The sequence below is a fragment of the Fibrobacter succinogenes genome (assembly GCF_902779965.1).
Classification (GTDB): Bacteria; Fibrobacterota; Fibrobacteria; order Fibrobacterales; family Fibrobacteraceae; genus Fibrobacter; species Fibrobacter succinogenes_F.
Genome location: NZ_CACZDK010000031.1, coordinates 30347 through 43322, shown reverse-complemented (window position 1 = coordinate 43322; position 12976 = coordinate 30347). Strand labels below are relative to the sequence as shown.

General features: G+C 48.7%; 7 protein-coding genes. 1 reads left to right on the top strand and 6 read right to left on the bottom strand.

Translation table 11 applies throughout. The features are described from left to right. Nucleotides 1-1210, top strand: a 1210-nt coding sequence (gene aspS / locus HUF13_RS13280) for an aspartate--tRNA ligase (protein ID WP_173475591.1), incomplete at its 5' end; no start/stop codon positions are given. A gap of 117 nt (nucleotides 1211-1327) precedes the next feature. On the opposite strand, the gene HUF13_RS13275 is transcribed toward aspS, so the two are convergent. From HUF13_RS13275 to HUF13_RS13250, 6 genes are all read right to left on the bottom strand, one after another. Then, nucleotides 1328-2305: a hypothetical protein gene (locus HUF13_RS13275; protein WP_173475590.1), complete on the bottom strand. Its 978-nt coding sequence runs from the start codon at nucleotides 2303-2305 to the stop codon at nucleotides 1328-1330. Between the two features lie 332 nt (nucleotides 2306-2637). Continuing rightward, entirely contained in the window at nucleotides 2638-3963 is a 1326-nt protein-coding gene (locus HUF13_RS13270) for an FISUMP domain-containing protein (protein ID WP_173475589.1), read from the bottom strand. A gap of 9 nt (nucleotides 3964-3972) precedes the next feature. Continuing rightward, nucleotides 3973-4773: a hypothetical protein gene (locus tag HUF13_RS13265; protein WP_173475588.1), complete on the bottom strand. Its 801-nt coding sequence runs from the start codon at nucleotides 4771-4773 to the stop codon at nucleotides 3973-3975. 10 nt (nucleotides 4774-4783) lie between these two features. Next, entirely contained in the window at nucleotides 4784-5041 is a 258-nt protein-coding gene (locus tag HUF13_RS13260; protein ID WP_173475587.1) for an FISUMP domain-containing protein, read from the bottom strand. 179 nt (nucleotides 5042-5220) lie between these two features. Then, nucleotides 5221-6258 (bottom strand): hypothetical protein, encoded by a 1038-nt coding sequence (locus HUF13_RS13255; RefSeq protein ID WP_173475586.1) that lies wholly within the window; start codon nucleotides 6256-6258, stop codon nucleotides 5221-5223. A 38-nt stretch (nucleotides 6259-6296) separates the two neighbouring features. Further along, entirely contained in the window at nucleotides 6297-12959 is a 6663-nt protein-coding gene (locus HUF13_RS13250; protein WP_304039163.1) for a SpvB/TcaC N-terminal domain-containing protein, read from the bottom strand. Nucleotides 12960-12976: the final 17 nt, after the last annotated feature.

Below are 12976 nucleotides of genomic sequence, written 5' to 3'. Positions count from 1 at the left end.
CAAGTTCTACGCCCTCCCGCAGTCTCCGCAGCAGTACAAGCAGCTCTTGATGATTGCCGGCATGGACCGCTACTTCCAGATTGCCAAGTGCTTCCGCGATGAAGACCTCCGCGCTGACCGTCAGCCGGAATTCACGCAGATCGACGTTGAAATGTCCTTCGTCAACCAGGACGAAGTGATGGAAATGTTCGACAAGTTCGTGACTGAAGTTTTGGGCAAGGTTTGGGACTTCGAACCGCCGCGCCACATCCGCCGTATGAAGTGGGCAGAAGCTATGCTCAAGTACGGTTCTGATAAGCCGGACCTCCGCTTCGACCTCGAAATCCACGATGTGTCCGAAATCGGTGCCAAGTCCAACTTTGGCGTGTTCAAGAACTGCGTTGCCGCAGGTGGCAAGATCCGCGGTATCGCCGCTAAGGGCTGTGTCGATTTTACTCGTAAGCAGATTGACGAACTCACCGCTTACGTGGGCAAGTACGGTTCTAAGGGCCTCGTGTGGATGCGCGTCAAGGAAAATGACGAAGTGGAAACTCAGGTCGGCAAGTTCTTTACGACCGAACAACTTAACGAACTCCGTGACGCTGTCGGCGCCAAGTGCGGCGACATGATGTTCTTCATCGCCGGTCCGGAAAAGATTGCAGCAACGGCTATGGGCCAGCTCCGCTTGGAAGTCGCCCGTATCAAGGGTCTCCGCGATCCGAAGAAGCGTGAATTTGTTTGGATTACCGAATTCCCGATGTTCGAATACAGCGATACCGAAGGCCGCTACATGGCTATGCACCACCCGTTCACGAACCCGCTTCCGGAACATTTGGACATGATGCTCAGCGGCAACCTCAAGGATTGCAACGCTGAAGCTTATGACCTTGTTCTTAACGGCGTGGAAATCGGCGGTGGTTCTATCCGTATTCACAACCCGGAAGTTCAGGAAAAGGTGTTCCGCCTGCTCGGTCTCTCCGAAGAACAGGTGAAGACCAAGTTCGGCTTCTTCGTCGATGCCTTCAAGTACGGCGCTCCTCCGCACGGTGGCTTGGCCTTCGGTCTCGACCGCGTTGTTGCTACCATGGAAGGTGAAGAATCTATCCGTGACTACATCGCGTTCCCGAAGAACACGAGTGCCTCTAGCCCGATGGACCAGTGCCCGAGCGAAGTGGATCTGCAGCAGTTGCAGGATATTCATATTTCTGTGCAGTTGCCTAAGGGTAAGTAGCACCTGCGGTGCAGTTACTAGTTATTAGTTACTAGAGACGCAAAAAAATTTGAGAGTCGAAAGGTGTTTCGGCTCTCTTTTTTATAAAGAAGCGCAGGGCATAAGGTTAATATAAGATTATTTTTTCGGAAGCGGTATCGTGAGGATTGCGGTTTCTCCACGTTTCTCCTTGTAAAACCAGTCAAAGCCAAGAACAACAATTTTATCTTCCGTCACAGTCAAACGCTCAAACGCGAAAACTGGAATTTTTTCGTTCTGCCACGTTTTTCCACCATCAACACTATAATACAGATAGTGAATCCATTTTGAAGTTGACCATCTAAATTGAAAAATTCCAGCCATTATGTTTCCATTAACATAAAAAACTGACGGAATTACGTCATTCGCAAGTCCGAAATCACTAATAATTCCAAAATGCCATTTATAAACAAACTGACTATGTACTCTATATTCATCTCCTAATTTATGTAAAACACGGACTTCATATCGTTTATTATTTCCGCAAACGATCCAATTTTTGTCATTATAAGCATAACGTTGGCTCCAACTACGGCAATATTCTCCCAAATGTACAATCGGATAGTTTTCTCTTTCCAATGCAAAGAAATTCGAAGAATCTTTATTTACATGATATAAACCAATTTCAGGAGACTCCGCCATCCCGACATATTCCCATTTTTCAAAATCGCCGCTAGAAACATAAACAGGACGACTTACCGAATCATTGCTATCAATAAAAGCAACCATATAAACACTATCACCGACACGATCAAACGATGCAGATTGGAAATCAATGTCTATTTCCGATTTCTTCCAACTTTTGCCGCCATCAATCGTTCGCAATACAATGGGCTTGTTATTGTCACTTTTGGATTCATTTTTCGTGCCAAATAAAGTGACTATTTTTTCATTATCAACAACGGCTTCGTCATGAAAAGAAAAATCCATATCAGACAAAGATTTTTCCTTTTCAAAAGAAAGCGAAGTCCATTCTGCAATCCACTTAAGATCAATTTCATCAGCAACAAAAAGCAATGAAACGAGAATTATTACACCTATGAAAAAAAAGGGAACCATTTTTTTTAATTTAGCCATGCAATCAACACCTAAAGAAATTCCTGTCCATCGCGGAGAGGTGCGGCATGGAGGCCATGCTGCCGTGGGCGTTGTAGGAGAAGCTCGCCGTAACCTGCCCGACTCCATCATTATTTTCGCAGAGAAATCCCAACTCAAGCAACTGCGTTTCTAAATCAGAAGATTTCTCCTGAATTCCAAGATTCCTTCTTTGTAACGAAACGCTGGCCATATGGTTAATATAGGATTATTTTTGAACAAAATCACTAAAAAATCCATTATTCAACTCGCTCACATTCTGTTGTTCCGATATACGATGGGGAGTGAAACCTAAAAAACTTTTATTTAAACTTCTAAAACAATAAAGTTCTCTCTGTTTCAAACCGATAGAAATCGCCCCTAGGGAAAGGGGACATATACCTTTTCTCATTACACCCTTCGCCATATTTCTTCAGTTCTTGGGACCTTATATCATACAGCTGAAAGCATCCCTTATTTTTTTGAGGAAAAGAGACTGTTCCGTTTCGATCGATATCTATTACAAAGGCATAGTTTTTTTTGTATTTTTCCACAAACATTTCGATAGAAAAGCCGTTCTCCGTACACGTGATATTTTCGGCCCTTCCCAAAGTAACCCCGTCATCGTATTCTCGGAATTCAAACTGAAAAATCTCTTTAAATTCATTTCTTGGATTACCCTTAAAAATTTGGTATCTTGTAAGCATCACATATGAACTGTCTTTTGGGTCCATGCAGAATTTTTGGCACCTTTTAAGCGAGCCACAGAACTGGCCTTTTTTACAAGCCGAACCTTCATTACAACGAGTATAATAATCGAACTGAGTTTCATCCATCCACTTTGTTATAAGAGCCTTTTCATCTTCATCTTGTTCAGACGGTTCCAAGCCCTTCTGTTTCGGCAAGTTCTTTATGCAGCGAACAGGAAACGCAAACGCAGGCTTTACCATATCATACCAGGCATCTACATAAGTCTTCACCTGAACAAAACTTCTTCCATTGTCAATTTTCAAAACATGGTCTTTCCATAAACTGGAATAGAAAAAACTTTCACCATCTTTGTGTAGATACCAAACACCATGTCCGGGATATGCGGCGGAGTCCAAATTGTTTCCATTGGCAATACTCCAAAAGAACGCATTTTCACCTTTAGCAAAATAGAACAACGAATCCCAAATACCTATGCCCATATCCCTTATTTTCATATTATTGAAATCAATAAACATGCACAAGTTACAAAAAATATTGTAAAATTCATTTCGGTATCCACTAGGAAGCGCATTGAAACCGTTCTTACGCCCCAAAGAATCCCACTCGGGACTTTTCAGGACCGAAGCGATATTCTTTTCATCAATACTTCTGGCATTTTCTCTTAGTTGTCTAAAGTCATTCTCGGTCGGCAACCGCCATCCTTCAGGACATACATTCTGCGCAGCATCCCAAGTGTATAGCCGCCCGTATTTTTTGCAGTTTAACAAATCATTATTATAACAGAAACTCCCACTAACATCCGCGTCTATATTTTTAGCCATCCATATCTGATTACCAATACGTACGGACTCAAAATTTTTATTCAATGATTGTTTTTCATCATTCGAACACGCCATAAATAATGGCATAAGTAAAAGAACAAATAGTGTCGCAAAAAAATTCAATCTCATTCTGACCCACTATTGGAATTTATCATAACTAAAGAATTCGGGATCACCATCATCGTATCGTTCTTTAGATTTATAATAGACGACATTTACTCCAGTCGATGAACATTCTATTCTTTTTGCATGCTTTATATCAAAGGGATCGTCGGCAAGTTCAATATATTTTTCATAGCGGTTTTCCTTCAAGTTGAATTTCGAGATCCATCCGAGTCTAAAATACGGTTCGCCATGAAGTATATAATACTTATCATCAGCCCCTTTGCAAAATTTTTGGCACTCTGGAACATCGCCGCAAGGCCAATTGTTTGGACAAAACAAATCATTATTGATGTAAAACGGATACTTATTATTGGGGAAGCGAATATAATTATTAAAGTCACCATTGCCGCTTTCACTACAAGATTGGAAATATGGACTCATCGTCTTTCTTTCCCAATATTCTATGAGTTGCTCTTTCTCCAGCATAGCGAGGGAATCGTTTTTCGACAATGTCGCGACAGCGCTATTATTCTTTACACAACGCACGGAAAGCGCAAACAAACCGTAATTCATAAAGGAACTTCTAGAATAGAAGATTTCCTTTTCCCCTTGCGTCAAGTACCACAATTCAGCAATGGAATCGCTCCCTGTGGAACTCCAGAACATGCTTGCACCAGGCTGAGCAATAAACTTCATTTTTTCATGTTCGTCAGCGAAATGCAACGTAAAATATCCATAGCCAGCCGGAATGGCGTTAAAGCCGTTCTTCTTGCCAGACGATTCCCATCCGCGTGATTTCAGGACGGAAGCAACATTCCCGCTATCGACGCCCATGGCTTTCTTTTCAAGTTCTCGAAAGTCCGCATGAGTCGGACCACCCTTCGGGGCAAGCGTTCTGTGCAGCTTTCCAAGTGTAGAGCCGCCCGTACTTTTCGCAGTTCAACGAATCGTTGTCGTAACAGAAACTTCCACCGATATCGCGATTCAAATTGCGCGCCATCCACACTTGATTGCCAATGCTAACAGACTCGTAATTCTCGCTGGAGCATGCCGCGAGAAGGAGAGAAATAAATAGGGCACATTTAATCAGAAATGAGTTCATTTGCCACTTTTTTTGAATTGTTTGATATTTCCTATAAAAACTTGATCTATGTATTTATTACGAAGTACAGGATTCAACGGATCAATATTTTCTAAGGTAAATTTTGCCAAATTTTTGCTCATAAAAAATTTGGGTAGCTTTCTCTGTAAAGAAATGCTGGGCATAATGTTAATATAGGATTATTTTTTCGGAATCGGCATTGTCAGAATGGAGACCTTCAGCCGTTTTTTGTTATCTATATAATTTAATCCTAAAACTATAATTTCTTTTTTTGAAATATACAAGCGTTCATTAATAAATGCAGGAATTTTTTTATTCTGCCATGTTTTTCCACCATCAATACTATAATATAAATAATGAAGCCAACTCATTCCCGCATTATCCATCTTAAAATTCAAAAGACACGCAATCAAATTATTTTTTACGTAAAAATCAGACGGTTCCATTCCAACAGCGATAAAAGGATGCTTTTTATATGGAAAGGAGTTATATATACTGTATTTTTCCAAAGATTTGCGAAGAATTCGAACTTCGTGTACCGACGAAGAAGGACTATCATATCCACAAAGAACCCAATTTCTGTCATTTTGAGCATATTTTTTTCCAATGCTTTGGCAGTATTCTTCAAAAATTAAATCACCAGTATTTTCTTTTTCCAACAAGACTAATTTACCATTAGAAAAGGAGCTAGCCATCTCCACATGAGCAAAGTTAAATCCTGCATTTTTTGTTATTCCAAAATATTTCCAATTTTTAAAATCACCTCTAGATACATAAACTGGATTATTGCCTCTATAGTTTTCACTCAATAAATTAACAAAATATACACAATCACCAACATGATAAAAATTGACATCATCTACATCTATACCGGCATCAGTTGTTTCCCAATGCTTACCTCCATCCGTAGTTCGAAATATCAATATTTTTCTTTTATTTTCGCTCGAAATTGCTGCAGAAACACCAAATAAAGTGAATGTATTTTCATTTTCTATTACTATTTCTTCTACCCCCATAATTCCCAAAAGATTTTCAAACGATGACTCTTTTTTTTCAAAAGAAAATGAAGTCCATTCCGCTATCCATTTATCATCAATTTCAACAATCACAATAAGTAATACAAAAAAAACAATGAGACCTAAAGGAATTAGACAAAACATTGAGGAAAAAATTTGTCCTAGAAATTTCGCATGTCTACTTTTAAAAGAAGCAATCATATAATTGACACTCAAAAAATGTGTAATTGTTTTGTTCTCTATTTTTTTTCACGATTAACGTTCATATTGGTATATATCGCGCCTGTATTGTAAAAGAAGATCTTTATATCAAAACACTCTGCAGCAACACCAAGTCCCTGTCTTATACCTTTTTTTATATCTGATAGATCAGGGGTTCCAATAATATCCCACCAATCCATAGGCACTTTACAAAAGCCAGCATCAACATATGCCCTTACGTGACTTTTAAATGCTAAATCGTTAAGTGAATTTGGCATTTTTTCAGGGATATTTTCACATTTAGGATTTTCAGAAATTATCTTTTCCATTTCGTTTTGCAAATTTTTAAGTGTATCATCAAGCCAATCTTTACCTTCTTCAGTTAGTTCATTACGTGTTTCATATTTAAATCTAAACATGTATTTAGCACCATACACGATATAGTATTGTGCAACGCCATTTTTCCCGTCTCTTATCTGATAATCCCTTGCCCTAGCAATATAATAAAGATCTTGCAAATCTTTATCTTCAACTAAACGACCAAACTTTGTAGGATTTACATCAGTTCCTTTTTCCGGCCTACCTATATTTTTATATATTTCCTCATCAAAGGAACCATCCTTTATTTTTTCGATTATAGACTCTACCTTTTTTCGCCCTTCATCTCCTAAACCAGACAATACATGTTCCCTTATTGCATTTATTAGGTTTTCTTTCGCTTTATCATCATTATACTCATCATTTGCAGCCGTTTCATTGTTTTCCGTTCCCATACCGCTCGGGTCCACGCCGCTTAGGGGGTTCCCGTGCACGTAGGCGTAGATGTTGATGCCGTCCTCAAGCCATGTGGGGTCCGTCGAGACCCACCTCGATATGTGCGCCGCATAGTAACGCTGTTCGCAGTAATAGAGCGAGGATTCCTCGTCCTTCTCCTTGCCGGTGTATCGGTAGCGTTTCTGGCTCACCTCGCTAGCGCTGCGGCCCGCGCGGTAGCTGGTGTCGCCGTAGGGGTAGTATTCCTCGTAGCTGATGATGTTCGCGGATGCGTCGAGTTCCAATGACGCGGAACCAAGGTGGTTGTCTAGCTGGTAGCGTTGCACGGGCGAAGGGCCCGCGACACGGTTCCCGTTTTCCACCGTCAAGGTTTCGACTATTGCAATGCGCTTCTGGTCGTCCATGACGTGCAATGTCTCGCGTTCCGTATCTAGGGCACCGTTTACGGTCTTGCGCCAGATTTCAAAGCCGCCGAGGTACAGGCGGGTTTCCGTCACGCCATTTTTCACTACAACCTTGCGAGTCCTTATTCCGTTGCCGTCGTAGTTGTAGTAGGCCTCGGTCGTGCCGCGGGTGACGTGGCACAGCTTTTCGGTGAAGTCCCAGTCCATCGCGCTCAAGTGCGGCATGGACGTCATGGAACCGTGGGCGTTGTAGGCGAAGCTCGCCGTAGTCTGCCCGACTGCGGTACTGTTGAGGCGGTTGCAGTCCGTGGCGTAAGCGTTTCTCCTAGTCCATTGCGACCCATTAAACTTATGAATCATCGACAGGATATTCCCGACGCTGTCATATTCCCATTCGCGGGCGTAGTTCCGCATGGCGGTGCCGTCCTGCGGGCTTATCTGCGCGGCGTTATAGCCTTCGGCCTCCGGTTCGCTGTCCGCATTCACAGAAACATGCTCGCGGCCGGTGGCCTTTACCAGCCTGTAGAGGGCGTCGTATTCGAACTTCTGGCTCGGGCTGACAACACTGCCGTTGAAGAATATCGTCTGCTGGGCGCTGTCGTCTATCTGCGTGACATTGCCTACGGCGTCGTAGGTGTAGTTGAGGTCCTGCAAGACGTCCGCCCCGTTGTTGCGGGTTGTCAGGAGGCGCTTCAGGCGGAAGGTTTTATCGTCATACGTGTAGCCCGTCGTGGAGCCGTTGCCGTATTGTATCCGCTCGCGCTGGCCCTTCGCATCGTAGTCGATATTCTGGACAAAGTTCGTGGCGGTAGTGGCTCCGCGCAGCTTCACGTCAACCTTCTCGAGCAGCGAGGCCTCGTTGTAGCCCGGCAGAATCTCGCTCGCAGGAATGCTTGAGTTGTGCGGTGTCCTGATGCTCGTCGCGCGGTTCAGCGCGTCGTAGGCGGTAGTCGTCGTGAACGTTTCCGATTCCAGCAGCGAGTCCGGGGCGGTGACGTTCCAGTCTATGGTCTGGTTATACGCGCGGGCAAATTGCCGCGATCCTTGCAGGAGGTTGCCCTTGAAGTCGTAGGCGGCGTTTTCCACAAGCCCGCTCTGGTCGTAGGACTTCCACATCATGCCGCGCAAATTGCTGGCTTCAGAATTCGGCGCAGATTCGCCGTAAACGGTCCTGCCGACAAGTTTTTCCGCGCCGCCATTCTCGCTCAGCCACTGTTCTGTCGGTCGTCTCAAAGCGTCGTACCCGCTGCGGAGCCTGTGCCCGCGACTATCGAAACCGAGCACGGGCTGGCCATCGACAGCAAGCAACGTTCTGCGTTCCCCGGCGTCCATGCTCGCGGTCCTGCAGGCCACAGAGAGGGAGTTGTAGGCATACGACATTACCACGTTGCCGCGGGCGTCCGTCACGGAAAGCGGGTTGCCCAGGACGTCGAACACCGTGAGCGTGGCGTACCTGCCCCGCGTCCCGTTGTCCGCGACGCTGTAGAACGGGCGTCCCTGCGCGTCCAGGTACTCCACGGACGGAGTGCCCGCGTGTTTCGCGGCGAGCCATGCGGCCCTCTTTTCAGGATTTGCAGGTTCGTTCCCCGCCGGGTCCGGCGAGTTCCTGTCCGCGTACCAGGCGCTTTCCAGCACGGTGTCGTCCTGGTCGAAGTTCCTCTGTTCCCACGTGGCGAATTCCGCCCTGCTGAACGTCCCGTCCGGCAAGTCCGTGCGCACGAGCCTGTCGAGCGGGTCGTAGTGCAGCACGGGCGTGACCCCGGTCTCGACGACGGCGGGCTCACTCTCGTAATTGTCGCTCCCGCTGAAGTACGGCTCGTACTGCTTGACGGGATTCCCGGCGTTGTTGTAGATGGTGCGGCCGGAACCGACCCAGCGGACGTCCGTCCCGCTGTCCTTCTCGACGACTGAGCCATTTTCAAGCGTTTTGTACTTGCCGGGTTCCGCGACGGCCTTGGCGAGCACGACGCGGCCCGCCCCGTCCGAATACTCGACGGACTCCAGCCACCTGCACATGGACGATCCGTGCGCCTCGCGGCGGCGGGTGCGCACGTGGATTGGCGTCGACGACGTCCCGAAGCAGTCGAAATCGTATATAAACTCTTCGGTTGGGCTGTCGAGCGTATCGCCCTCCGACTGCCCCGTCTTGCCCATCAGGGCGACCTTCGAGACGAGGCCGAGGGGTGTCCAGTCCACCGCGGTCCTGTTGCCGTTCGCGTCCGTCACCGTCCGCGGGGACATGTAACGGTAGTCGTTGTCGGCAGAGACCGTGTTCCCTACGGCGTCCGTGACGGACTCCACGAGCCATGAATGCGCGTCGTAGACGACAGAAGTGCGGTTCCCGAATGCGTCCTCGATCCCGCAGGGCCGATAGAAGTTCAACGCGGCATCCTGCGCATAGACGTTCCTGCCCGATTTGCAGTACCAGTCGCCATCGCGGAGGACATACCCCGCCGCGGCCATGTCGCTCGCGTCCACGGAGTTCCCGTATATCGTGGATAGGGTCTGCGACTCGAAGGCGAGCCCGTAGCGCTCGTAGACGGTCCCCGCGAGGCCGCACGTGTCGTCGGCACGGGGTGCGGAAAGGGCGTCGTCGTAAAAGACGACATCTTCCCGGGTCAGGACGTCACGAGCCCTGCTCGCGTCTGCGAACAGTTCCCTCAACTTTTGCGGATTGTCCAGGTTGGAAGCACTGAATCCTTTCACTTCATAAGAGATAGTTTTTTTCAAGAGGCCCATGCGGAACTTGCCCGAAGAATGCACGGAATCCTGGGTATAGCCAGTCTCGGTGAAGGTCACAAAGTTCTTCTTCTGTTCGTTCCACACGACATCGGGCAGGCCGTCCGGCTTCGAGCCTCCGCGACCGTACCAGACCGAGGCCGAGAGGAGTGGCCTCCCGTACGCATCCGTATTCAGCGTAAACGAGGCGTTCGTACGCGGCGTGTCGTCGGCAGATTCCCGGAACGAGGCCGTCTCGGATTCCTGGATGCACTGCCAGCAGGAACCGTTGCGGAATCGATCGCCCGGCAAGCGGGCTTCCATGACAAATTTTGCCCGGTAGGTCCACGATGTCGTGGAAAATTCCTTGATTTCCGTCCCGTCCCTGTTGACAGAAAGAATCTTGCGGCTTTTCGGCATCCCCTGGAACGAGCGGCAGCCTTCCTGCCACTGGCGGGTAGTCATCGCCTGGGCGCAATCCAATGTGGGCATTTCCGACGATTTGCCTAAATAAAAATCCGTCCTTGTCTCGCGTATGTCCTGGTCGGTTTCCGGGTCGATGCCGCACTCGTGCTCGCGCAGCACCACGGAACCGAAGCCCCTGAACTCGCGGAAATCCGGGTCGTGGTAGCCGTCGCGGTAGGCGTAGGTCTCGGTCCGCTCCCAGCCCGTGACGAGGTCCCTCGACACGACCTTGGAGACGCACTGAACGACGTACGGCAACTTCGTAGTCCACGGGTTCCCAGATAGTTTGTCCTCAAGATAGTAGGCCGTACTCGGCGTGTATTCAATATCGACTTGCGCACCCGTTCCGTTCGAGTAGCCGGACATGACGTTGGTACGCCCGCCCTGCACTGGCAGGTACCGCGGCGATGCGGACGCGTCCGCAAATAGCGGGGAGCCGAACACGATGGTAGAAAGCCCTTTTCCAAGAACATCCGCAGATTTCACCGTCCCGCCCTTGCCAGGAAGCGAAATCGTATCGACGAACTCGAACGATTTCCCGAGACAGTTGCGGTAGATATGGATACGATCGCCCTCACGGTATAGCAGGTCCGTGGTCCCTGAACCATCAATGTCCGCAACGATCAGGTTCGCGGGATTGAAATTCTTATAGCCGCCCAAAACAGGCGCGTTGTCCATATAAATTGCCGAACCAAAGCGCCCATGGCCAAAGTTCGGCCAGTAACAGACATCCGAGAACCGGACACGCACAAGATCGGCGAGACCGTCGCCCGTCATGTCGGCGGCGAACACCGCCTCGTCGGGAGACTGCGAAACAAGCACGGGTTTTTCGCCCGGCTCGGTAAAATACCTGTAGATGGCGTTCCCGTAGCCCTTCACGCCGCCGGAGAGATACACGCGTATCCTGTCATTTTCGGCAACGACGATTTCGCTGCGTCCGTCGCCGTCAAGATCCATGAACTTTATGTTTGGACGTTCCCAGTCAATCCACGGGACACTACCGAACTTCTTTCGCAGTCCAAACTTCCCGGACTCGTCCAAAGAAGAAGCGCCGGCATTCGCGCCCTTGTTCTCGACCATCGCCATGACGCCATTGCCTTCGATATCCACAAGGCCAAATGCGGCACCCGGTACGGGTCTGTCGCCCACTTCCGAAGCGGAAGACAGGCGGCCGTTCCCCAGATTGTGCTTAAAGTACCATTTGCCACCGCAGTCCATGAGCAGGCCGGCGATGCCCTCGCCGTAGAGGTCGATCCATTCGGCGGACGTGAAGCCGCCGGGAATATCGCTCACCGAGCTACTGTCGAATTCGCACCATTCCTTGCCGAGTACGAATGGGAAATACGAGAACGACATGGGGGGCAAGCTTTCCGAAGCGGAAGAACCGTCGGCCAGTACACGGTGCCCGCTCTCCACGACCTTCTCCAGAAGCGAGATTCCGCCGCATCCGGCAACGTACTCGAATGAAAGCGACCGGACCTTATTCCCGTCGGAAAAGAGTGAAGCAGAGCCGAAGCCGTGATAGAGCGTAGCAGATTCGCACCTGAGACCGCAACGCACCTCGAATCCGGGCTTGCGATTTACATAGACATCATCGCGTTCCGCATACGCGAACACAAGGCCAAGATGGAAATCGTCTGGCGACGAACTTATAGTACGGGAAGCCTTATTCCCATAAAGCACCTGTTCCAAGTGGCGGTTCGCGCCGTCCCCGCAGTAGCGGTAGCGCACGACGTTGCCGAGCGCGTCCTCGCTGCGACTGATCAGGTAGGCAAACACATGCCCGGGATATTGCGGGTCTTCGATGCGCGATTCCGCAGAGTCGCCATATGTGGACTGGCTCCCGTCAGATCCGAACACGCAGAAGCTTGTTTCACCACTTGCTTCCTTCCTGAATTCGATGCGGGAGAACTGCGATTCGGATTGCAGGCGGTAATGGCGTACCGTTGTCGTTCCGCGTTTTTCCTCGGCGATGCAGACCAAGTCGGCGCCGGAGAGCGTAAACACATCCGAGTCTTCGGAATCCATGTACAGCGGGAGCCTGCGCGAAGTGGAACGCTCTATACGCGGGCAGCCCAGATTCCAGCCGAGGCCGAACGCCCCGTTTCCATTCCCGGAATCGTACGACAGCGACACGGGCGGAACGACCCCTTCCCTGTCGGGTGTGAACGGCAGCGGTATGGAAAGCTTAGCGCTACCGGTATGGGCGTCGCAGTTGAACTCGCCCTTCGTCCCGCGCAAAGCGCCACCACCACGGCCCGTGCTCAGCACGGGACCGCTAAGGAGCCAAGACTTATTTTGAGTTTCCTTTGACTCGTTACCTTTTTGCTTTTCCGCCATACGCTATACCACCCACA

Bases quoted from the DNA above. Each gene is read 5' to 3' on its own strand.
- HUF13_RS13275 (WP_173475590.1), bottom strand. From the start codon at position 2,305: ATGGCTAAATTAAAAAAAATGGTTCCCTTTTTTTTCATAGGTGTAATA.
- HUF13_RS13270 (WP_173475589.1), bottom strand. From the start codon at position 3,963: ATGAGATTGAATTTTTTTGCGACACTATTTGTTCTTTTACTTATGCCA.
- HUF13_RS13265 (WP_173475588.1), bottom strand. From the start codon at position 4,773: ATGGGCGTCGATAGCGGGAATGTTGCTTCCGTCCTGAAATCACGCGGA.
- HUF13_RS13260 (WP_173475587.1), bottom strand. From the start codon at position 5,041: ATGAACTCATTTCTGATTAAATGTGCCCTATTTATTTCTCTCCTTCTC.
- HUF13_RS13255 (WP_173475586.1), bottom strand. From the start codon at position 6,258: ATGATTGCTTCTTTTAAAAGTAGACATGCGAAATTTCTAGGACAAATT.
- HUF13_RS13250 (WP_304039163.1), bottom strand. From the start codon at position 12,959: ATGGCGGAAAAGCAAAAAGGTAACGAGTCAAAGGAAACTCAAAATAAG.